Source organism: Nocardiopsis sinuspersici, assembly GCF_001998325.1.
Classification (GTDB): domain Bacteria; phylum Actinomycetota; class Actinomycetes; order Streptosporangiales; family Streptosporangiaceae; genus Nocardiopsis; species Nocardiopsis sinuspersici.
Genome location: NZ_MCOK01000001.1, coordinates 1,242,882 through 1,263,618, shown reverse-complemented (window position 1 = coordinate 1,263,618; position 20,737 = coordinate 1,242,882). Strand labels below are relative to the sequence as shown.

Below are 20,737 nucleotides of genomic sequence, written 5' to 3'. Positions count from 1 at the left end.
GGGCTCGAACAGGAACGAGCCGCCGGGCCGGAGCGCTCCGCCTGACCGCCGCGAGCGCCTCCGCCCATTCGGCGTCGGCGCGGAACACCTGCGCGACTCCGCCACCGGCGTCCTGAACCGGACCACACAGCGCTGACCGCTTCCGAAACACTCCCCAGCCCCTCGGCCCACGCCCGGAGAGGCACCGGCGGCGCACGCCTGTTGCGGCTCCGCTACGCGCCGAGGACCTGGGAGACCGGCGGGCCGCCCGGCTGCGCGAAACCGTGAACGCCTTCGGGCGGCCGGGCTCCGGGAGAGCCGCCACCCGGCGGGTGGGGCCTCAGCGCCTCCCCGGCGGGGTGTCCGTCGCCGGACGGGATGCGGGGACGCCGAACGCGAGGAGGGCGGTGTCGTCGCCGAGGCCGTCGCCGAATCCCCGCAGCAGTTCTGTCAGGGCGTCGACCATGCCGCGGGGTGTGGAGGGGGCGTGGTCGGCGGCGAAGGAGAGCAGGGCGTCCTCGCCGTACAGGGAGTCGCTCCCGGGCCCCGTGCGGGCCTCGGTCAGGCCGTCGGTGTAGAGCACGAGGGTGTCGCCGGGGGCGAGGGTGGTCCCGGTGGTGGCGAAGTGGGCGTCGGGCAGTACGCCGACGAGCATCCCTCCGGGTGTGGGCAGGAAGTCGGCCCGTCCGTCGGCGCGCATGACCAGGGCCGGGGGGTGGCCGCCGGAGGCGAGGCGGACACGGGCGCGGCCGGTGTCGCCGTCGGGTTCGAGGACGCCGAAGACGGCGGTGCAGTAGCGGGGGTCGCCGTTGTCGGCGTAGCGGTCCAGGAGGACGGTGTTCAGCGTGGCCAGGGCGTCGGCGGGCTCGGGCGAGTGGAGTGCGGCGGCGCGCAGGGCGTAGCGGCTCTGGGAGGTCAGGGTCGCGGCCTCGGGGCCCTTGCCGGACACGTCGCCGAGGAAGAACACCCAGCGCGTGTCACCGAGGGGAAGGAGGTCGTAGAAGTCGCCGCCCAACTGGTCGGGAGAGGCGGTGTGGTAGTAGGCGGCCGTCTCCATGCCCGGTACGTCGGGCAGGGTGTCGGGCAGGAAGGACTTCCGCAGGATGGTGAGCGCCTCCGTCAGGCGGGCCCGGTCGGCCTCGGCCCGCAGGCGCTCACGTTCCGCCTCGGCGCGGGCCTGGTCGGCCTCCCTGCGGCGGCGCAGCAGCTCCTCCTCGTAGGAGCGGCGGTCGGTGGCGTCGAAGACGGTGGCGCGGACCAGCGAGGGCCTACCCTCCGCGCCCTGCCTGACGACGGAGGAGACCAGTACCGGAAGGCGGCCGCCGGCGGTGGTGCGCATCTCCAGGGCGACACCGCTGACCTCCCCCCGCATGTGCAGCAGGGGCGCGAAGTGCGTCTCGTGGTAGAGCCTGCCGCCCACGGTGAGCAGGTCGGCGAAACGCATGCGTCCCACCACGGTTTCGCGTTCCAGGCCGAGCCACTCCAGCAGCGTGCCGTTGATCCTGACGATCGTGCCGTCCATGAGAGTCGACAGGTAACCGCAGGGGGCCGACTCGTAGAGTTCCTCGGCGCTGTCCTCCGACAGCGCGGCGAGGGCCGCCGTCGTGCCGGCCCCGAGCGGCTCGGGTCCCTCGCTCACCCGACGGGCCACAGGTCCTCCAGGAAGTCCAGCACCGCCGCCGCGGTGGCCCGCGGCGCGCTCAGGTGCGGGCAGTGGCCGGTGGCGTCCAGGGTGACCAGCCGGGAGGAGGGGATCGCGCTGTGGACGAAGGCGCCGACCTCGCGCGGGGCGATGAGGTCCCGGGCGGACTCAAGGACCAGCGTCGGGACCTCCACGTCCCCCAGGTCCGCGCGGTTGTCGGACAGGAAGGTGGTGCGGGCGAAGACCCGGGCCATGTCGGGGTCGGTGGCGCAGAAGCTGTCGGTCAGTTCCTGTTCCAGCTCCGGCCGCTCGGGAGTGCCCATGATCATGGGTGCCACGGCCGATGACCAGCCCAGGTAGTTCGACTCCAGCGAGTCCAGCAGTTCGTCGATGTCCCCCGCGGTGAAGCCGCCGCGGTAGCCCTCGTCGTCGATGTAGCGGGGCGAGGGGGCCACCATCACCAGCGCCCGGATCCGCTCGGGCACCGCACGCGCGGCCAGAACGCCGACCATGGCGCTGACCGAGTGCCCCACGAACACCACCCGGTCCAGGTCCAGTTCCCGGCAGACCTCCACCACGTCCTGGGCGTAGCCCTCCAGGGTGGAGTACCTCTCCTCGCTCCAGGAGGACGGGTCCGACCCTCCGGAACCGACGTAGTCGAACAGCACCACCCGGTACCGCTCGGCCAGGGCCGGTACGACGAGGCGCCACATGTTCTGGTCGCAGCCGAATCCGTGGGCCAGCACGACCACCGGCCCGTCGGCGACACCGGTGACCGTGACGTTGTTCCTGCGCAGGACGTCCATACCGATCATTCTTTCCCCTACCCAGCCCGTCCGAAAAGGGGTATCAGGTCACATACCACCACGTTCGGGAGTCAGGCCCGGTGCGTCCGGCATCCGCCGGCCGACGCGGGTCCGCGCGGCCTCCTCGTACTACGGTGACGGTGCCGGGGGGCGGGCGGCGCCGCGAACGCCGCGGACCGAGGCCGTCCCGACCGCCGAGGGGAGAGCAGACGTGACCGAGCAGAGGATCCGTGCTTGGGGAGGCGAACTGCGGGCCGTGCACCACCGCCTGCGCCAGGCGCTGGAGCTGGCGCGCGAGTCGGTCGAGAGCGGCGCCCGGGCCGAGGCCGTGTCCCGGGACCTCCGGCTCTTCTGCCTCGGCTTCTGCACCGCTCTGGCGGGCCACCACACGAGCGAGGACGCCTCCCTCTTCCCCCTCGTCGTGGAGCGCCGTCCCGATCTCGCACCCGTCGTCGCCAAGCTCAAGCAGGACCACAGCATGATCGAGTACCTGATCGGCGGGCTGGAGAGGGCCCTGGACGCCGGGGAGAGCGACGAGGAGAAGCTGCGCCACCTCGACGGCATCGGGGCGGTCATGGAGAGCCACTTCCGGTACGAGGAGAGTCAGTTGGTCGGCGTCCTCGACGCCCTGGACGGCGAGGACCTCGACAGGACCGCCCTGTTCGGCCCCATCGCCTGACGGAGCCGGCCGGCCATGTCCCGGCGTTGCACACGGACCTTCGCCGACAGGCCGGGAAGGCACCCGCGAAGCTCCTCTCCGGCACGGGACCGGGCGGACGGGCCCGTGCCGGATCGGGACCGGTGTCAGTGCACGTAGGGCCAGCCGGAGGAGTCCCAGCCGAGCCAGTTCACGCCCAGCAGCGCCGTGCCGTCGTCGGCGTAGTAGTGGTAGGCGAGGATGTCGCTGTCGGTGTCGGCGAAGACGTCCTGGTGTCCGGGACCGTGGACGCCGCCGTGGCCGGCCAGGACCTCGGTACCGCCGCCCGAGGTCATGGCGGTGCCGGCACGGTCGTGGTAGGGGCCGGTGATGCTCCTGGACCGGCCGACCATGACGCGGTAGGTGCTGTCGGCCCCGCGGCAGCACAGGTCGAAGGAGACGAACAGGTAGTACCAGCCGCCGCGGTGGAAGAGGGTCGGAGCCTCGATGGCGCCGCCGCCTCGGCCGGCGATCGCGTGCAGGGCGCCGTCGTAGCGCTTACCGGTCGCCGGGTCGATGCGCACCATCTTGATCCCCGACCAGAACGAGCCGAACGCCAGCCACCAGCGGCCCTGGCCGTCCACCTGCAGGTGGGGGTCGATGGCGTTGAAGTCGTCGGAGGTGAACGACTCGACGACCAGGCCCTCGTCACGCCAGGTTCCGGAGTCTCCACTGGTGCTGGTCGCCAGGAAGATCGCCGAACGGTTGGATCCGAAGGTGGAGGCGGAGTAGTAGAGGTGGTACCGCCCGTTGTGGTGGGACAGGTGCGGCGCCCACAGGTTGCGCGCACCGCCGGTGTAGGGACTGGTCCACGGGGCGCCGCCGGGAAAGGCCACGCCGGCGTTGCTGAAGGCGGTCCGGTCGGCCGAGGTCTTCAGGGCCAGGTCGTTGCCGGTGTGGGCGACCAGGTAGCCGCCGTCGGGCCGTTTGACGAAGGACGGGTCGTGCATCCGGACGTCCCCGGTCACGTGGCCGGGACCGGGGTAGGCGGCGGCCGCGGCGTGCCGGGGCGCGGCCGCGTCGGCGGCGGCCGGGGTCGCGGCCAGCGCTCCCGTCGCCAGGGCGGCGCCCAGCAGCCTGCGGCGCGAGAGGGGGGCGGGGGGCACGGAGGGGGTGCTCGGGTCTTCGGTCACGGGAAAGCCTCCTCGGGCTCGGTCGGGGGGTGTGAGGAGTGTCGGGGGAACGGGTCGGGGAATCGGGCCGGTGGACCACGGGGGCGGAATCGGTACCGGGAAGGCGTCCGAAAGCGCCGGGGCCACGGGGCCGGACGCGGTGGAACCATCGGAAAACGTGGATTGTTAGCGCTAACATTCCGCCACGCAAGAGACCGTCGGCGCCAACGGTCAGCGCCTCGGGAAACACGTGCACGAGGACTGCGCAAGGGGGGTGCGGACACCGGCCGCACAGGGCGCCGGCGGTCGTCGTTGAATAGTATGAACACGCTTAGTAAATGTTCATGCATCGTAAAGTAGCGGTTTTCCGGCGTCAACCCTCCTATGCGCACCTTTCGGATCCGATCCGTCACTCCGGGTTCACGCCAGGGCGCCCAGGAGAGCCGAAGGGGCCGGGAGGCACGGTCACGCCGTCGGGCGACAGGGCGCCACGGACGCGACCACCCGGGAACCTAGGAGTTCCCGGAGTGCGCGGCTCCCCGCCCGGCCCGCGCCGGGAGTTCGGTTACCGGGGCGAGCCAGAGGCCGGTGAGGGCGTCGGTCAGTCCGGCGGCGGCCCGATGCCAGGAGTCCCGGGGAGTACGGCCCCCCTCGGCCAGGGCGCGCTCCCGCTCGGCGATCACGTACACGATGAGCCGGCTGGCCATGTCCTGGCGCTCCGCGCGGACCTCCGCCGGCAGGTCGGGAAGGCACCGACGAAGCTCCTCTCCGGCGCGGGCCAGGGAGGGGGAGCCGAGGGACTCCTCGACCACGATCTCCCGATAGGCGGAGTCGCTCATGACCTGCGCGCTGAACCTCCCGAACCAACTGGGTATGCCCAGGTCGGCGAGGTGCTGGGCGAAGGGCTCCACCGTGCAGGCGACCCAGTCCCGCACCTCGGTGGAACCGTCGGCGCGCAGCACCATGTGCAGGCGTATCCCCTCGATCTGCTCGGTGTGCCTGCGCACGATCGCGCGGACCAGGTTGGCCTTGGACCCGAAGTGGTAGCTGACCGCCGTGTTGTTGCCCTGACCCGCCTCCTGACTGATCTGGCGGTTGGAGACCCCGGCCACTCCGTGCTCGGCGAAGAGCCTCTCCGCCGCGGACAGGATCGTCTCCCGCGTCGCGGCGACCTGGTCCGACCTCGTCACCCTGCCACTCATGGGGACCACCGTACCGATCCCCGCCCGCCTCGGCCCGTCGGCGCCGCCCGGCCCGGGGCCCGCTCCCGGCTCCGGCGTCGTGCGCGGCCCACGCGGCCTCGTCCGACGGGAGCGCGGACACCGTCGGCCGGCGGCCCTCCCGACACTGTGACCTCTCCCTCCCACCCGGCCCGGACCTGGAACCGGCCGGGCGCGTCCTGTTAATGTAAGTCAAGCGCCTGACTTAAAAGTAGGGCGCTTTCGCACGTATGGAGACGGGGGCCACTCTCAATGACTCATGCCCGCACCAGAGCGGCCGGCGACGCGCGACCACCCGTGAGGCCGAACGTGGTCGTCTCCGTCCTGGCCTTCGGCGGCATCATCGTCTCGCTCATGCAGACCCTGGTCATCCCGCTCGTTCCCGTGCTGCCCGGCCTGCTGGGAGCCACCCCCGGGGACACCGCCTGGGCGATCACCGCCACCCTGTTGACCGCCGCGGTCGCCACGCCGACGGTCGGCCGCCTGGGTGACATGTACGGCAAGCGCCGCATGCTGCTGTTCAGCCTCGCCGTCCTCGTCGTCGGCTCGGTCTTCTGCGCCCTGGCCACCAGCCTGGTACCGATGGTCATCGGCCGGGCCCTCCAGGGCCTGGCGGCCGGGGTCATCCCCCTGGGCATCAGCATCATGCGCGACGTCCTGCCTCCCGAGCGGCTCGGCGGGGCGACCGCGCTGATGAGCGCCTCACTCGGGGTGGGCGGCGCGCTCGGCCTGCCCTCCTCCGCGTTCATCGCGCAGAAGGCGGACTGGCACACCCTCTTCTGGGTCGCCGCCGCGCTGGCGGCCACGGCCGCCGTGCTGGTCCGCACCCTGATCCCGGACTCCGGGTTCCGTACCGGCGGCAGGTTCGACCTGCTGGGATCGGTGGGCCTGTCCATCGCCCTGTTCCTGCTGCTGCTGGCGATCTCCAAGGGCTCCGAATGGGGATGGGGCAGCGGTGTTCCCGGCGCCATGCTCGCCGCCGCGGCGGTGGTGCTCCTGGTGTGGGGCTGGTGGGAGCTGCGGACACCGCGGCCCCTGGTCGACCTGCGCGTCAGCGCACGGCGCCAGGTCCTGCTCACCAACGCCGCGTCCCTGGCGTTCGGCTTCTCCATGTTCGCCATGTCCCTGGTCATCCCGCAGCTGCTCCAGATGCCGGAGGCCACCGGTTACGGCTTCGGGCGGACGATCCTGGTCGCGGGTCTGGTGATGGCGCCGAACGGGCTGGTGATGATGGCGATGTCACCGGTCTCGGCACGCCTCTCCCGCGCCATGGGCCCCAAGACGACCATGATGGTCGGCGCCCTGCTGGTCGCGCTCGGCTACGGCCTGAGCCTGCTGCTCATGTCGGCCGTCTGGCAGCTCATGATCGCCTCCACCGTGATCGGCGCGGGTGTGGGCCTGGCCTACGGCGCCATGCCCTCCCTGGTCATGGCCGCCGTTCCCCGGTCGGAGACCGCGGCGGCCAACAGCCTCAACACCCTGATGCGCTCCATCGGCACCTCCACCGCCAGCGCGGTCGCGGGCATGTTCCTCGCCGGCATGACCATGTCCGTGGGCGGAGAGGTCCTCCCCGCACGGAGTGCCTTCACCCTGGTCCTGGGCATGGGCGGACTCGCCGCGCTCGCCGCCTTCGCCATCGCCGCCTTCCTCCCCACGCGCCGGGTGGCCCCGACCGACCCGGCCGGGGGCGAGCGGGCCGCGCCCACCGGTGCCGCGACCGCCCGCAGCACCTGACCGCCCGAGCACCCGCACGGGAGGGAGGTCCGAGAGCTGCGGGCACGGGCCCCTCGGCCCGCTCCGGCGGGCCGGGGACCGAGGCCATCACGCGTGCCGCGTCCTGACACCCCACCGAAGACGCAGAAAGGGGCCCGCCACACGGCGGACCCCTCCACGACCTGCTGCTTCTCTGTCGGGACGGCGGGATTTGAACCCACGACCCCTTGACCCCCAGTCAAGTGCGCTACCAAACTGCGCTACGTCCCGTCCGTCGCGCGAACGCCGTCTCCGGCGCCGCCAACAGGTGAAACTGTATCGCATTCGGCGGCGCCCTCGAACCGCCCGCCCTCCGGCGGCGGGCTCCGGCGCACGGCCGCGGTCAGGGCACCAGGCCCTCCACGAGGGGCCCCTCACCGCTGCGGTAGTCCCCGTAGTCACCGTCCGTGTGCAGGACGACCGCACCGGGGACCGCGAGCATGTCGGTCAGGAGCCTCCCGCCGGGATCGATCCACCGCGCCGTCTCCCAGGTCACCGACCCACCGAAGGGCGCGACCGCCAGTTCGACCTGTTGGTCGTCCCTGTTGAGGGGGCCCCGCATGCGCGGGACGAGCGCCATGTCCTCCAGCGCGACGACGTCGTCCACCGCGGTCCCCACGTTGATGTCACCCAGGTCCGCCGTAGCGGTGATCTCGCCGGAGGCGTCGGCACGGTGGATCAGCGCACCGCCCCTGGGGGCCTCGTGCACCACGCTGCCCTCGGTGTCGATCCGGACCACGCCCCCGTAGGTCTCGGATCCGGTCCCGTCCCCGTCCAGCACGAAGCCGGGCAGGTGGTCGAGCCGCTCCCCGGTGGCGGCGTCGAGCAGGAGCAGTTCCGGGTCGCCCCCGGGCCGTTCCAGCACGATCACCGGGGTGCCGTCCCCCGCCGGGGAACGGCCCTCGACCAGGTCGGGCGACCTCTCGTCCGGCTCGGTCTCCCATCCGTACCGCCAGGCCTCCTCCCCGGTGGCGACGTCCACGGCGGTGACCGTGACCTCCACGCGGACTTCCCGGGACATGAAGAGGTTCTGGAAGTCCTCGTATCCCGCCCCGTCCGGTGGCTCGGTCGCGCACCCGTACAGGACGACCAGGAGGTCCGCGTACCGCCGGAGGGCGCCGTGCCGGCACATCCGTCCCTCGCCGGGTGCGGCCAAGGTGCGCGACCACAGCTCCTCTTCGCCCTCCAGGGAGGTCGCCCCCAGCACGAACTCACCGTTGGAGTCCGCCCGGAACCGCTCGATCCGGGCCTCGGGCGTCATCGCGACGAGCTTCCCCTCCCCCGGTTCGAGGGCGGTGGACTCACCGACGACCTCCCCGGTCGCGATGTCGAGCACCACCGTCGTGCGCTCGACGGGCTCCCCCGACACGTCGGCCGGGGTCTCCTCCTCCGGCGGGGCGCCGTGGGCGTAGCGCACGTACACGTGCTCGTCGTCGGCCCACGCGCTCCCGCCCCAGTCGCGCGGGCGACGGAAGGACCACAGCTCCTCACCGGTGGTCCCGTCCAGGGAGACGGCCCCGTCGTCGAGCAGGACGAGGGGCCCGTGGGTACCGGCGCGGACCTCCTCGATCCTCACTCCCATCGGGGGCGCCCAGCTCCAGCCCACACGGCCGACCGCTTCCGGTACCGGCGCCGGATCGCCGTTCCCCTCGGCGACGGTGTGCGGTTCGCGGGGGAACACGACCGCCTCCACGAGGCCGCCGGCCAGCACGACCGCGAAGACGCCCGCCGCGGCGAAGGGAAGGGAGCGCCGCAGGGGAAGGAGCCTCGGCGGGCGCGCGGACGAGAGCATGAGCAGGCACCCCAGGGCGACCATGCACACGACGAGCCACATGCCGGCCGCCGCGGGAGAGGGGTCGTACTGCCAGGCTCCCTCCGCCGTCGCCTGGAAGGCGTCCGCGGGAAAGCCCGCGAAGGCCAGGTATCCGACGCCCAGCGCGCACAGGGAGAGCCAGAACACGCGGCCCCGGCCCCGGGGATCGTCGTCGAGGACCCGGGGATGCCTCACCTGCCACCGGACCCCGAAGGACAGGACCACCAGGGCGACCACGGCCGAGACGAGCCACCAGCCGCCGGTCTCCTCCAGCAGGCCGTCCTCGTACCTCCCCCGGTTCAGCGCCGCCGTGACGGCCGCCAGGGCGAGGGCGCCGACGAGCAGTCCCACACCGGTCCACGCCAGGGCCTTCCGTGCCTGTCGGCGCCACGGCCGCGCTGCTCCGTCCACTTCCGTCCCGCCTCCGGTCCGCGCTCCGGACACGGCCGTGTCGCGTCCACACGGCCGCATCGCCCGTTATGTCCGCGGACAACCTAGCAGCGGGCGAGACCACGCTCACACGGGACGTCCGGACCGGCTTCCGGGGCGGGCGGCACGGCCTCACAGCCCGGTGGGCCAGGTCTCCTCCTCGCCCGAGTCCGCCTCGACCGAGTGCAGCGGGGTGAGCGCCCGGGTGTGGTCGACGAACACGAAGGCGTCGTAGCGCTCCCCCAGGACGGTCGGGACGTAGTTCCCGTACCGGTCGCGTCCGGGGTGGTAGACGACCCCGATGGCGCGGTGCGGGAGTATCTCGTCGGCGAACGGATCGTTGGCCTCCTCACCGGTGAGGACCAGCAGACCCGCGTCCCCGTCGAGCGAGCCGTGCAACAGGGCCTCGACGCTGCCGTCGCGCGCCGCGGGAACCGGCATCGGCTCCGGGGTCGCACCCCACGACCTGCCCGCGACCACCCGGCCCTCGTAGGTACCGAAGCCGATGAGGACGACCCCGTCGTCACCGTGGCGTTCGCGCACCAGCTGGCCGACGTTGACCATGCCCGCGGCGGACATGTCGGTCGCCCGTGCGTCGCCGACGTGGGTGTTGTGCTCCCACACGACCGCTCTGGCCCCCGGGCCGTGGTGCTCCATGAGCCGGTCGAGCGTGTCGGTCATGTGGTGGTCGCGGACGTTCCACGACTCGGGGCCTCCGCGCACCATCGACCGGTAGTACTGCTCGGCACCCGCGAGCACCTCGGCGTTCTGGCGCGCGGCGAAGTCGGCCAGGCCCTCGTCGGTGGGTCCCCCCACCTGGCGGCGCAGCCCGGCCAGCAGGTCGACGACCTCCCGCTCGCAGCTCTCCGGGACCAGCCGCGTCGCCTGGGCGTAGGACCGGGGATCCTCTCCGTAGGGCTCGAAGCAGCGGTAGGCCCTCAGCGCCGGCTCCACCTGTTCGGGCATGTTCTCGCGCAGCCACCCCAGCACCGCGTACAGCGACTCCCACAGGCTGTAGACGTCCAGGCCGAAGAACCCCGCGCGCTGCTGCTCCGGGAGCCGGAGGTTGCGCTCCCTCAGCCACCGCGCGAACTCCAGCACATCGGTGTTGGCCCACATCCACCGCGGCCACCTGCGGAAGCCCTCCAGTGCCTCCCGCGGGTCCTCGGGTGCTCCCGGGGCGCCCACGACGGAGCAGTGCAGCGCCTGGCAGTCCGGCCAGTCGCCCTCCACCGCGACGAAGGAGAAGCCCTCCTCGTCGATCAGGCGCCGGGTCAGCTCCGCCCTCCAGCGGTAGAACTCGGATGTGCCGTGCGATGCCTCGCCCAGCAGCACGTACCGCGCGTCGCCGATCCGCTCGACGAGCGGGTCCAGCGACCTCGGCCCGGTCAGCGGCAGAACCGCGTCCCGGTCGACTGACCGTCCGTCCGTCACCATCTCAGTCCTCCCAGTGCGGGAACAATCCGGTCGGGTGCCCCTCCGGAACCCGGCGCGGGCCCCGGAGGGGCCCCGGAACGGCGGATCCCGGAGCGGGATCGGCGCGGTTCACCTCTCCCGCTCGCCGAGGACGCCCGCGAACCAGCCGGAGGCGGCGTCGGCCACCTCCTCCAGCGCGCCCTCCTCCTCGAACAGGTGGGTGGCGCGGGGAACGACGTGGATCCGGCTCGGACCGCCGAGCCAGTCGGCCGCGTCCTCGTTGAGCCGGAGGACGTCGGTGTCCGCCCCGCCGACGATGAGCAGCGTCGGGGCCCGCACCAGTTGTAGCGCCTCCGTGCCCGCGAGGTCGGGACGGCCGCCGCGCGAGACGACCGTCGCGACCAGGTCCGGGCGCTCGGCGGCGGTCCGCAGCGCCGCGGCGGCACCGGTGCTGGCGCCGAACAGGCCGATGGGCACCCCCTTGGTGCTCTCCTGGGCGGCCAGCCAGTCCACCGCCCCGGTCAGGCGCCGGGTGAGCAGGTCGATGTCGAAGCGCTGCTCCCTGGTCACGTTGTCGGTGCACTCCTCCTCCGGGGTCAGCAGGTCGAACAGGAGCGTGGCCACGCCCGTCCGGCGGAGCTCCTCGGCCACGGCCTGGTTGCGCGGGCTGTGCCGTGAGCTTCCGCTGCCGTGTGCGAAGGCCACGACCGCGGTCGCCCCGGGGAACATGTCCAGCTGCCCGTCGAGCCGCGCGTCCGGGGTCCGTACCGTCACGTCCACGGCGGTCATGGTGCTCTCCCTTCGTCGGGACCGGCGCGGCCCAGCAGGGCCAGCACCTCCTCATCGCTGACCTGGGGGAACTCCTCGTACCACAGGCTGACCGCGCCGAAGTCCGACGGCGTCTCCAGACAGACGACCTGGTCGCACACGTCGGCGAGCGCCCGTACCGCGCTCGGCGCTCCCACGGGGACGGCCAGCACGAGGGACGCGGGGTCCTGTTCGCGCAGCGCGGTCAGTGCCGCCCGCGCGCTCATGCCGGTCGCCAGTCCGTCGTCGACCACGAAGACGTCGCGTTCGGCGACGTCCAGTTGGGGTGCGCCTCCGCGGTAGGCCCGGACCCGTCGCCGCGCCTCCGCCTGCTCCGCCTCGACCGTGTCGGCCAGGCGCTCCTCGGAGAGCCCCAGCAGGTTCAGCGCCCTCCCGTCGAACAGCGGAGGCCCCTCGGCCGTGGTCGCCCCGATCGCCGTCTCCGGGCTTCCGGGCACGGGGATCTTGCGCACGACCACGATGTCCAGCGGTACCCCGAGGACCCCGGCGACGCGCTCCGCCACGGGGACACCGCCGCGCGGCAGCGCCAGCACGAGCGGATGCGGCTTGTTCTGCCCTTCCAGCACGCGGGCCAGTCGCTCACCCGCGTCTCGCCGGTCTCGGAACACGTTCCTCACCCCAGTCGCGTCGTCGCGGTGCACGGCGCCCACGCCGCGGACCGCGTACCGCGGGCCGCACACGTTTGCGCAGTTCACCGGCATGCACGAACCTTGTGGTGAGCGCTACCCCCGTGCCCTGTACGCACACATGGCGAGGCGGCGCGTGCCGGGCCCCGGCGCCGGGAGCGCCGCGGCCCGAAGCGGTCCGCCCCGGCTTGGGCTACTCCCCCGGGGTTCCGTCGAGCCGCTGGACCACGCAGAACTCGTTGCCCTCGGGGTCGGCCATGACCGCCAGCAGGTGCCCGTCCTCCTCGACGGTCGGGCGCAGCACCTCGGCGCCCAGTCCGCGCACCCGGTCGATCTCCGCCGCCACGTCGGGAACGACCACGTCCAGGTGCATCCGGTTCTTGCCCGCCTTGGCCTCGGGCACCTTCTGGAGCAGCAGGTCGGGCCAGCGCCCGCCCGGGTCCCTGAGCGCGAGATAGGTCTGGTGCTCCCCCTCCTCGCGCTCGAAGCCGAGCACCGCACACCAGAAGTCGGCCTCCGCTCGAAGGTCGTTCGTGTCGAGGACGTAGACCAGGCGCACGTGAATCCCCTCGGATCGCCGGGCGGGGCCGCGGCGGAGTTCCGCGGCCATGCGGCACACCCTACGCGGATGTGCCGCCCGTCACACCGTGTACCGGAAACCGCCTCTCGGTACGCGGTGTCCGAAGAGCGCCCGGGTCCTACGACGCCCCGGCCACGGCGGCTTCCCTCCGCACGGCGGGGTCGGTGCCCCCGGCCTCGGACAGGCCCTGCCGGTACTCCACGGCCTCAGGGACCTCCTCGATCTGCTCCTGGAGCCGCTGTCCCCGTCCTCGTCACCCTTGGAACGCAACGCGGCCAGGGCGTTCTCGTAGGGGTACCGTTCCTCGTCCAGGCGTGCCCTCTCCCGGTCCGGCTCCGCCTGGGCCCGGCGCCCCCTCGTGCAGGCGGGCCCTCCCAAGGCCGTGGTGGCCCGGACGGCGCCCCGTCCTCGCGGTTCGTCGCCCGGGCCCTGCCCCTGACGCCGACCAGGGCGGTCTTGTAGGCCACCGATTCACCCGGCGGGTGGGAGCGGGAGTGGACGCCGGCCTCCTGGGGGCGAGGAGGTCCTCGGTGACGACGACGTGTGTGCACAGTCCGGACAGGCGTGCCTCCAGCACGGTCCTCCCCCGGGCTCACCGGCCCCTGACCTGGCCGAACCCCGGCCGGGCCCTGGAGGTTCGCTTTCCCGAGGAGCGGGCAGGGGATCTGGACAGTGACCAGCCGACACGCGGTGAGGAGGTCGACATGAGCACGAGCTACGACGAGTTCCTGAACGAGGTCCGCGAGCTGGGTGAGTACGCCGACCGCGAGGAAGCCGACCAGGTGAGCCGGGCGGTGCTCGGCGTACTGGCGCCCCGGCTTCCGGCCAACGGGGCCGAGCACCTGGTCGCGCAGCTCCCCGACGAGCTCAGCGACGCGGTGCGGCAGGGAGAGCTCCTCGACGCGGAGTCCTTCGGGGTCGAGGAGTTCCTGACCCGGGTGGCGGCGGCCACCGGCGCGCGTCCCAAGACCGCGGAGTGGGACGCCAGCGCGGTACTCACCACCGTCGCCCGCAGGATCACCGGGGGCCAGTTCAACCACATCCTGAGCCAGCTCCCCTCCGGCTTCGCCGTGCTGTTCGGCAAACCGGAACTGAGCGACTGACCGGCCGCGTGCCCCACCGGAGGAGCGCCGGAGCGTGCCCGGTGGGGCACCCGTGCCCTTCCCCTGGAATCCGCCGCGCCGGGACGCCCGACCAGGCGCCCATGGGCGGCGCAAGGCATCCGGACTCGCCTCACATCCTCTTTATGCCTTGACGGTTATATAACCATCGAGGCATACTGAATGTATGCCCGATCTGTTCACCGTCCTCGCCGACCCCAGCAGGCGCCGCATCCTGGACACGCTGCGCGGGAGCGAGGGACTGCTCGTCAAGGAGCTGGTCGCCGCACTGGGACTGACCCAGCCGAACGTGTCCAAGCACCTGCGCGTGCTGCGCACCGCCGGACTGGTCGCCGAGACCGCCGAGAGGCAGGGGCGGCGCTACCGGCTGCGGCCCGAGGCACTGCGCGAGATGGACGACTGGCTGCGCCCCTACCGGGTGTTCTGGACGAGCAGGCTGGACGATCTGGGCGACTACCTCGACTCGACCCGCCCACATGAGAGGCCGCAGCCATGACCACCCGAGTCCGCGTCGACACGAGCACTCCCGGCACGCCCGTCCTGCACTTCACCCGCCGCTACGAGCACCCGCGGTCAGCGGTCTGGGCGGCCCTGACCACCGGGGAGGCGCTGAGCAGGTGGTTCCCCTGCCAGGTGGAGATCGACGCCCGCCGGGGCGGCGCCCTCACGCTGACCTTCCCCGACGAGGCCCCGGAGACCGCGCCCATCACCGAGTTCGACCCTCCGCGCACGCTGGCGTTCCGGTGGGCCGGGGAGGATCTGCGCTGGACCCTGGAGGAGGACGGCGAAGGGTGTGTGCTCAGGCTCTCCAACACCGTCGTCGACCCTGCGTGGACGGCGAACACGGCGGCCGGGTGGGACGTGTGCCTGGACGCGCTCGCCGCGGCCCTCGACGGGCGCCCCCGGCGGGCCGGGGCCGGCCCGGACGAGGAGCTCATCGCCCGCTACCGGACCGTGCTCGGCACCGAGTGACCCGGGAGGCCTCCCGGGCACACGGATGCCGGCCGAGGGTCGCCGAGGTACCACGCGGTCGGCGCCCGCACCGCTCGCGCCGACCGGTTACCGCGCGTCCCGGCGGACGACCGCCTTCTTCCCCTTGATGGTGCTGCCCTTCAGAGCGGCGATGACCTCGTCGGCCGCGGACTCGGGGACCTCCACCAGCGAGAAGCGGTCGGCGATCTCGATCGCACCGATATCGCGCCCCCGCAGGGCCGACTCACCGGCGATCGCGCCGACCAGGTCCTGCGGCCGGATCCTGGCGCTGCGCCCGGCGCCGACGAAGAGGCGCGTCATCCCGCCCGACGACGGGCGGCCGCGCCCTCCCGAGCGTCCGGGCGCCTCGCGGCGGCCGCGCTGCTCCCGCTCGGGCCTGACCGTGATCTCGGGGATCTCCTCCTCGTCGGCCGCGGGCCCGCCGGCCTCGTGCGCCAGCTTGACCGCGGCGAGCGCCACGTCCATGACGTCGAACTCGTCGGCGAGCGTCTCGACCACGACGCGGACGTGCTCCAGGGAGCCCTCGTCCTCCAGGAGGCTCTCGTGCAGCGCGGCGCGTGTCAGCTCCAGGCGCCGGCTCTGCATGTCGGCGATGGTCGGTACCTTCTCGATCGGGATCCGACTCTTGGTCGCCCGGGCGATGGTCTTGAGCATCCGGTGCTCACGCGGCTCCACCAGGGTGATGGCCACGCCCTCGCGGCCGGCCCGGCCGATCCGGCCGATCCGGTGCACGTAGGTGTCGGAGGCGGAGGGCACGTTGTAGTTGACCACGTGGGTGAGCTGTTCGACGTCGAGTCCGCGCGCGGCCACGTCGGTCGCGATGAGCAGCTCCGCCGTCCCGCTCCGCAGGCGTCCCATCACGCGGTCGCGCTGCTCCTGGCTCATGCCGCCGTGCAGTGCCTCGGCCCGGTAGCCCCGCCCGTTCATCGTCTCCGTGAGGACGTCGACCTCCTCACGCGTACGGCAGAAGACGATCGCGGCCTTGGGCGCCTCCACGTCCAGTACACGCCCCAGCGCCGCCGGCTTGTGCGCCCGCGGAACCATGTAGGCGCTCTGCCGCACCAGCGGAGCCTCGCCCGGGGCGGTCGTCTCCTCCTTGACCTGGGTCCGGACCGGGTCGGTCAGGTGGCGCTGGGCGATCGTGTTGATGCGCCTGGGCAGGGTCGCGGAGAAGAGCACCGTCTGGCGGTCCTCCGGCGTCTCCTGGAGGATCGCCTCGATGTCCTCGGCGAATCCCATGTCGAGCATCTCGTCCGCCTCGTCGAGGACGACCATCTGCAGGGATCCCAGGGAGATCGTGCCCCGGCTCATGTGGTCAAGCGCACGTCCGGGTGTGGCGACCACGACGTCGACCCCGCGCTCCAGGGCGCGGATCTGCCGTCCGATCGGCTGCCCGCCGTAGATCGGCAGGACGCGCGCGCCCAGGACCCGGCCGTAGCGGTGGACCGCCTCCGACACCTGGATGGCCAGCTCGCGCGTCGGCGCGAGGACCAGTGCCGTCGGTTCCGGTCCCCTGTTGCCCTGGGGCAGCCGCTGGAGGATGGGAAGCGCGAAGGCGGCGGTCTTTCCCGTCCCTGTCGCGGCCTGTCCGAGCAGGTCGTACCCCTCCAGCAGCGGCGGGATGGCCTCGCGCTGGATGGGGGTGGGCTCCTCGTAGCCGAGGGCGGCGAGCGCGTCCAAAAGCTCGGTCCGTAGTGCCAGACCGGAGAAACCCGTCGGGTCATCGGTTGGGGTCGGGGTCATGGGTTGAGCTCCTTGTACCAAGATTCCACACGGGTCCACGCTGGTGCCTCGTCCCACCTGCGGGACGTCAACACTCTGCGGCTACCCAGGGTCCCACTCCTACCGACTCCGACGCCAACGGAGCGGGCGCCGCCGGTGCTCGTGTCGGCCCGTACGGCACGGCCACATGGACCGGCCGGGTCCCTCACCCGCTCTCCCTGGGCCTCCAGCTCCTGCCCCGGCCCGCCTTCTTGGGCTTGCGGACCAGGGGCCGGGAGGGCTCCCCGTCCTTCTCGGTGGCGACGGGGAGCCCGGCGCCGCCCTCCTCCCGGAGGGGCTGCCGTTTCCTTCCCTCCAGCCTCTCCAGACGCTCCATCCGTCCGGTGAGCGCGGGTCGGCCCGGCTCGGCGGGTTCGGCGGACCCGGCGGAGGTGCCGTGGGCATCCAGGTCGCCGACCCGGGCGGCACGGTCGGGACGTGCGGGCTCACGGGCAGGCCGTGCGGGCTCACGGGCGGGTCCGCCGGTCGCGGCCCTGCCCGGTTTCCCCGAGCGGGGACGGCTTCGCTGGGCGCGCGCGGGAGCCTCGGCGGGCTCCGGAGGTGCCACGGGCTCCACGGGCTCCACGGGTTTCACGGGCTTCGCGAGTTCCGTGGGTTTCACGGGCTTCGCGGGTTCCGTGGGTTTCACGGGCTTCGCGGGTTCCGTGGGTTTCACGGGCTTCGCGGGTTCCGTGGGTTCCGCCCGTTCCACGGGCGCCGCGGGAGCCTCGGCGGCCTTCGCCCGTTCCACGGACTCCGCGGGCGCCATGGGAGACACGGACGCCACGGGCTCCGGAGCCGTCGCGGGTTCCGAGGGCTCTGCTTGTTCCACGGGCTCCGCGGACGCCACAGGAGACGCGGACGCCACGGTGGAGACAGGGATCACGGGCGCCGGCGCGGCCTGCGCTCGCGGTGCCGCGCCCGGGGCCTCCACCGGTTCCGCCTCCGCGGGCGAGGAGTGCCGGTAGGCGCGGACCGCGTTCATGACCTGGTCAGCGGTGGAACCGGGCCAGGAGTGGTGGAAGACGAGGTTGAGCGGAGGACTGGTCTCGGTGATGAGGCCGTCCTCCTCGATGACGCAACTGCCGCCGAGCGGCCAGCGTCCCAGGACCACGGCCGTGATGCCGCGGTGCTGCCCGTGCAGCAGCAGGCCGGAGAGCGCGGTCTCGTGCCGGGGGCTGGGCGCGGCCACCAGGGCCAGGGGCGGGCGCGGTTCCTCGGTGCCCCGGTGCAGTTCGCGCTGGAGGACCGTGAGCGCCTCCTCCATGGTGCCGACCATCCGCACGGGCTCGCAGGGATGCGCGCGCAGCAGGTCGCGCCCCCGCTCTCCCAGCAGGCGGGCGGCGTCGGCCTCGGTGAGCAGTACGCGCACGGCGTCGCGGTCGAGGCGGTCGAGCGCGTTGGCGATCAGGCGCCGGGCGGCTCCGGCGGCCCCCGGGCCGGTGATCCCGAGCCCGGGCACGTGGTCGAGCTCCACCGTCACCCGCTCGTCGATGTCCTCCCCCGGGACGGGCCGGGGCGGCGGGGCCGGAAGGGCGAGGCGCCGCTGCCGGGGCACCGTGGGCACACGCGGAAGGCTCAGGCGGACGCGTGGCACGCGGACGCCGCCCCGTCCCAGGACGTATCCCCCGGCCAGGCCGGCGAAGGCCATCGCGCCGGTGAGCGCGCCGCCGGGGACCTCCACGACCAGCACTCCTTCGCCGCCCGGGTCCGCTGCGGTGTCGGCCGCGGCCTCCACGGGGCCGGTGTCGGCGTCCGCGTTCCGGGGCTGGGCGGGCGCCGGCTGCTGGGGGACGACGGTGTAGGCGACCTCCGCCCTGCGCTGGGCGGCGGCTCCCCCGTCGCGGGGTTCGCCGGACCCCGCGCCCTCCACCGTGATCTCGGGTGCGTCCTCGCCCAGGAACCCGCCGAGGTGGTCGGCGACCGCCTGGGCCCGGCGCTCGGACAACTCCATGTTGGCCGACGCGCTTCCGGTGGGGTCGGTGTGGCCGGTGACCCGTACGACCGTGCCGGAGTCCCCGTAGGAGGCGATCATCTCCGCCACCGGCGCCAGGTCCTCGCGCATCTGCTCGGTGAGGTCGGCCGACCCCACAGCGAAACCGGCGACGGTGCGCACCCGTTCGGTGGGCTGCGCGGTGAGGGACTCCTCGGGCGTGAAGGACTCCGCGTCGTCCTCCGCGCCGCCCTCCTCCTGCCGGTCCTCGGAGACGACCGTGTCGGCGAACGCGGAGGCGGGTGCGAGGGCCACCGTGCCCACCGCGGCCGCCGCGACGGCCTGGAGGGGCCCAAGGGGGCGCAGCCGCCGGGGGACACCGCGCAGGCGGGCGAGGGCCTCCACGGCCAGACCGGCCGCGTACAGTCCCCACAGCGCCCACAGCACGGTGATGAGCAGGGCGGTGGGCACACCCGGCGGCAGCCGCCATCCCCGCAGGTGGGCGGCGGCCAGGGCCCACGAATCCGGCGGCTCCGGCCAGGGCAGGTGCCACAGGAGCAGGTAGGGAACACCGGTCAGGACCGCTGCGGCGAGCAGGACCGCGCTCAGCCGTCGGATGTGGGACATGTCCGCCTCACGGGAGCTAGGGGGTCGGCTGGGTGTGGGGACGTGCGGTGGCCGTGGCGTCGACGGTGGTCGAGCCCATCGGCAGGAGGGTGAAGGAGTAGGGGACCGAGCAGGTCACGGTCACGGTGTCGCCGCTGACCGCGACCGTCCCGGTGGCACCGGCGGCGCCGAGGAAGGAGTGCGCGGCGGCGGAGGCCGCCGAGGGGTCGAGGGCGACCTCGTCCGTGCCCTCGCGGTAGGCGGCCCAGTCGAGCTGCTGGGCGCCCGCGCGGGCCGCCTCCTGGGCCAGGGTGGCGGCCTCGTTGCGGGCGCGCAGCACGCCTCCGCCGTCGGTGACCAGGCCCAGGCACAGCAGGAGGGCCGACGCCATGACGGCGACGAACGCCGTGGTCTGGCCCTTGTCGTCAGGTCTTGTCACGGCCGCCCCCTGAAGGTGTCCACGACGACCGTCGCGTCCCCGGTGACCGTGTAGGTCCCCGGAACGCCCAGGCCGGTCAGGTCGCCCAGTCCGACGCGGCACTCGACCACGGCGGTGACCGCCCCTCCGGGGGCCAGTCCGCCGTGGTCGAGGGCGACGGTGTGGTCGCCGCACGCCAGGCCGTTCTCGGCCAGGGAACTCGCCGCGGTGCCCGACGCTGCCGTCTCCGCGGCGGCCACCGTGCGCTCCAGCGAGGCCGCGCGCGCGGCGGCGTGCGCCACCTCCTCGGCGGTGGCGCGGGCGTCCACCACCCTCCCCGCGAGCACCATGAGCAGTGCGAACGCCAGGAGGGCGGGGGTGAGGAGCACCAGCTCCACCGAGGCCGACCCGCGGTCGCCGCGCCCGGGGTCCATGGAGTGCGCGGGACTCACGGGGCGGCCTCCGCGGGGACGAAGCGCTCCACGGGCGCGGTGATCTCGTGGCCCACCGGCCAGCTGAAGCCGGGAACGATGCTGGGCACCTCGGCGTCCACCACCACGCGCACCTCCTCAGCGCCTCGGTCGACGGACACGTCGAGCCCGGAGAGGAAGGAGCCTCCGCCTCCCTCGGCCACCGACGCGGCGCCGCCCGCGGTGCGCGACTGCTCGGCGGTCCTGCGCGCGATGTCGGCGGCGACGTGGTCACCGTGCATCCACAGGGCGGTCTGGACGACCAGCAGCACCAGGAGCAGCAGCACGGGCGCGGCCACGGCCAGCTCGGCACTGCCGCGATCGTCCCGGGGAGCGGGCACGCTCAGCCCACGGAGATTTCGTCGACCTTGGCCTCCACAACTGCCTTGATGGCCGCGGCAACCCCAGCGGCGGCGGCCACCAGGATCGCGGTGATGATGACCGTCTCGGTCGAGTAGCCGTCGTCCCTCCGGGTGAACAGCAGGGAGCTGAGGTAGGCGGTGATGCGCTGCATCGGGGGTCTCCAGGAGGTGTC

At 73.2% G+C, this 20,737-nt stretch carries 20 protein-coding genes and 1 tRNA gene; 5 read left to right on the top strand and 16 right to left on the bottom strand.

Translation table 11 applies throughout. The annotated features are described in order from the left end of the window. Positions 1 to 319: 319 nt before the first annotated feature. Positions 320 to 1,618: a PP2C family protein-serine/threonine phosphatase gene (locus NOSIN_RS05250; protein WP_077693423.1), complete on the bottom strand. Its 1,299-nt coding sequence runs from the start codon at positions 1,616 to 1,618 to the stop codon at positions 320 to 322. Beyond that, positions 1,615 to 2,427: an alpha/beta fold hydrolase gene (locus NOSIN_RS05245; RefSeq protein WP_077693422.1), complete on the bottom strand. Its 813-nt coding sequence runs from the start codon at positions 2,425 to 2,427 to the stop codon at positions 1,615 to 1,617. The genes NOSIN_RS05250 and NOSIN_RS05245 overlap by 4 nt, the downstream gene beginning before the upstream one ends. A 211-nt stretch (positions 2,428 to 2,638) precedes the next feature. On the opposite strand from NOSIN_RS05245, the gene NOSIN_RS27640 reads away from it, so the two are divergent. Then, positions 2,639 to 3,106: a hemerythrin domain-containing protein gene (locus NOSIN_RS27640; protein ID WP_077689647.1), complete on the top strand. Its 468-nt coding sequence runs from the start codon at positions 2,639 to 2,641 to the stop codon at positions 3,104 to 3,106. A 125-nt stretch (positions 3,107 to 3,231) separates the two neighbouring features. Here the strand turns inward: NOSIN_RS27640 and NOSIN_RS05235 are convergent, their stop codons facing one another. After that, the gene (locus tag NOSIN_RS05235) at positions 3,232 to 4,257 is read right to left on the bottom strand and encodes an arabinan endo-1,5-alpha-L-arabinosidase (RefSeq protein ID WP_236743305.1); all 1,026 of its coding nucleotides are present in this window, start codon (positions 4,255 to 4,257) and stop codon (positions 3,232 to 3,234) included. A 491-nt stretch (positions 4,258 to 4,748) separates the two neighbouring features. Continuing rightward, on the bottom strand, positions 4,749 to 5,438 hold the full coding sequence (locus tag NOSIN_RS05230) for a TetR/AcrR family transcriptional regulator (protein ID WP_077689646.1): 690 nt from the start codon (positions 5,436 to 5,438) through the stop codon (positions 4,749 to 4,751). Positions 5,439 to 5,765: 327 nt separating this feature from the next. Between NOSIN_RS05230 and NOSIN_RS05225 the strand changes: the two genes are divergently transcribed. Next, positions 5,766 to 7,190: an MFS transporter gene (locus tag NOSIN_RS05225; protein ID WP_143833017.1), complete on the top strand. Its 1,425-nt coding sequence runs from the start codon at positions 5,766 to 5,768 to the stop codon at positions 7,188 to 7,190. 175 nt (positions 7,191 to 7,365) lie between these two features. Here NOSIN_RS05225 and NOSIN_RS05220 read toward each other — a convergent pair. The 6 genes from NOSIN_RS05220 to NOSIN_RS05195 all read right to left on the bottom strand — a co-directional run bounded on the left by NOSIN_RS05220 (position 7,366) and on the right by NOSIN_RS05195 (position 12,879). Continuing rightward, positions 7,366 to 7,439: transfer RNA gene (locus NOSIN_RS05220), tRNA-Pro, on the bottom strand. A gap of 112 nt (positions 7,440 to 7,551) precedes the next feature. Next, positions 7,552 to 9,432, bottom strand: coding sequence for a hypothetical protein (locus NOSIN_RS05215; RefSeq protein ID WP_143832854.1), 1,881 nt, complete (start codon positions 9,430 to 9,432; stop codon positions 7,552 to 7,554). A gap of 150 nt (positions 9,433 to 9,582) precedes the next feature. Then, entirely contained in the window at positions 9,583 to 10,887 is a 1,305-nt protein-coding gene (locus NOSIN_RS05210) for an erythromycin esterase family protein (protein WP_077689643.1), read from the bottom strand. Positions 10,888 to 10,995: 108 nt separating this feature from the next. Next, positions 10,996 to 11,655, bottom strand: a complete 660-nt coding sequence (locus NOSIN_RS05205) for a dienelactone hydrolase family protein (RefSeq protein WP_077689642.1) — start codon at positions 11,653 to 11,655, stop codon at positions 10,996 to 10,998. Beyond that, positions 11,652 to 12,260: a phosphoribosyltransferase gene (locus tag NOSIN_RS05200; RefSeq protein WP_236743304.1), complete on the bottom strand. Its 609-nt coding sequence runs from the start codon at positions 12,258 to 12,260 to the stop codon at positions 11,652 to 11,654. The genes NOSIN_RS05205 and NOSIN_RS05200 overlap by 4 nt, the downstream gene beginning before the upstream one ends. Before the next feature lie 253 nt (positions 12,261 to 12,513). Further along, positions 12,514 to 12,879, bottom strand: a complete 366-nt coding sequence (locus NOSIN_RS05195) for a VOC family protein (RefSeq protein WP_077693419.1) — start codon at positions 12,877 to 12,879, stop codon at positions 12,514 to 12,516. Between the two features lie 725 nt (positions 12,880 to 13,604). On the opposite strand from NOSIN_RS05195, the gene NOSIN_RS05190 reads away from it, so the two are divergent. The 3 genes from NOSIN_RS05190 to NOSIN_RS05180 all read left to right on the top strand — a co-directional run bounded on the left by NOSIN_RS05190 (position 13,605) and on the right by NOSIN_RS05180 (position 14,993). Beyond that, entirely contained in the window at positions 13,605 to 14,003 is a 399-nt protein-coding gene (locus NOSIN_RS05190) for a DUF2267 domain-containing protein (RefSeq protein ID WP_077693418.1), read from the top strand. Positions 14,004 to 14,187: 184 nt separating this feature from the next. Further along, positions 14,188 to 14,517, top strand: coding sequence for an ArsR/SmtB family transcription factor (locus NOSIN_RS05185; protein ID WP_077689641.1), 330 nt, complete (start codon positions 14,188 to 14,190; stop codon positions 14,515 to 14,517). Next, entirely contained in the window at positions 14,514 to 14,993 is a 480-nt protein-coding gene (locus tag NOSIN_RS05180; protein WP_077689640.1) for an SRPBCC family protein, read from the top strand. The genes NOSIN_RS05185 and NOSIN_RS05180 overlap by 4 nt, the downstream gene beginning before the upstream one ends. 87 nt (positions 14,994 to 15,080) lie before the next feature. Here the strand turns inward: NOSIN_RS05180 and NOSIN_RS05175 are convergent, their stop codons facing one another. The 6 genes from NOSIN_RS05175 to NOSIN_RS27120 all read right to left on the bottom strand — a co-directional run bounded on the left by NOSIN_RS05175 (position 15,081) and on the right by NOSIN_RS27120 (position 20,716). Continuing rightward, entirely contained in the window at positions 15,081 to 16,757 is a 1,677-nt protein-coding gene (locus NOSIN_RS05175; RefSeq protein WP_077689639.1) for a DEAD/DEAH box helicase, read from the bottom strand. 184 nt (positions 16,758 to 16,941) lie between these two features. Then, complete coding sequence (locus NOSIN_RS05170) at positions 16,942 to 19,335, bottom strand: OmpA family protein (RefSeq protein WP_077689638.1); 2,394 nt, start codon at positions 19,333 to 19,335, stop codon at positions 16,942 to 16,944. Positions 19,336 to 19,351: 16 nt separating this feature from the next. Further along, positions 19,352 to 19,753 carry a TadE/TadG family type IV pilus assembly protein gene (locus NOSIN_RS05165; RefSeq protein ID WP_077689637.1) on the bottom strand — a complete coding sequence of 134 codons (402 nt, stop codon included), beginning with the start codon at positions 19,751 to 19,753 and terminating at the stop codon, positions 19,352 to 19,354. After that, on the bottom strand, positions 19,750 to 20,166 hold the full coding sequence (locus NOSIN_RS05160) for a TadE/TadG family type IV pilus assembly protein (protein WP_171986647.1): 417 nt from the start codon (positions 20,164 to 20,166) through the stop codon (positions 19,750 to 19,752). Before NOSIN_RS05160 ends, NOSIN_RS05165 begins: the two co-directional genes overlap by 4 nt. A 14-nt stretch (positions 20,167 to 20,180) precedes the next feature. After that, positions 20,181 to 20,543, bottom strand: a complete 363-nt coding sequence (locus tag NOSIN_RS05155; RefSeq protein ID WP_236743303.1) for a TadE/TadG family type IV pilus assembly protein — start codon at positions 20,541 to 20,543, stop codon at positions 20,181 to 20,183. 2 nt (positions 20,544 to 20,545) lie between these two features. After that, on the bottom strand, positions 20,546 to 20,716 hold the full coding sequence (locus NOSIN_RS27120; protein ID WP_170293675.1) for a hypothetical protein: 171 nt from the start codon (positions 20,714 to 20,716) through the stop codon (positions 20,546 to 20,548). Positions 20,717 to 20,737 lie beyond the last annotated feature (21 nt).

Coding starts and splice junctions, on each gene's coding strand:
- NOSIN_RS27120 (WP_170293675.1), bottom strand. CDS start 20,716: ATGCAGCGCATCACCGCCTACCTCAGCTCCCTGCTGTTCACCCGGAGG.
- NOSIN_RS05245 (WP_077693422.1), bottom strand. CDS start 2,427: ATGGACGTCCTGCGCAGGAACAACGTCACGGTCACCGGTGTCGCCGAC.
- NOSIN_RS05210 (WP_077689643.1), bottom strand. CDS start 10,887: ATGGTGACGGACGGACGGTCAGTCGACCGGGACGCGGTTCTGCCGCTG.
- NOSIN_RS05180 (WP_077689640.1), top strand. CDS start 14,514: ATGACCACCCGAGTCCGCGTCGACACGAGCACTCCCGGCACGCCCGTC.
- NOSIN_RS05170 (WP_077689638.1), bottom strand. CDS start 19,335: ATGTCCCACATCCGACGGCTGAGCGCGGTCCTGCTCGCCGCAGCGGTC.
- NOSIN_RS05185 (WP_077689641.1), top strand. CDS start 14,188: ATGCCCGATCTGTTCACCGTCCTCGCCGACCCCAGCAGGCGCCGCATC.
- NOSIN_RS05190 (WP_077693418.1), top strand. CDS start 13,605: ATGAGCACGAGCTACGACGAGTTCCTGAACGAGGTCCGCGAGCTGGGT.
- NOSIN_RS05160 (WP_171986647.1), bottom strand. CDS start 20,166: ATGGACCCCGGGCGCGGCGACCGCGGGTCGGCCTCGGTGGAGCTGGTG.
- NOSIN_RS05205 (WP_077689642.1), bottom strand. CDS start 11,655: ATGACCGCCGTGGACGTGACGGTACGGACCCCGGACGCGCGGCTCGAC.
- NOSIN_RS05230 (WP_077689646.1), bottom strand. CDS start 5,438: ATGAGTGGCAGGGTGACGAGGTCGGACCAGGTCGCCGCGACGCGGGAG.
- NOSIN_RS05175 (WP_077689639.1), bottom strand. CDS start 16,757: ATGACCCCGACCCCAACCGATGACCCGACGGGTTTCTCCGGTCTGGCA.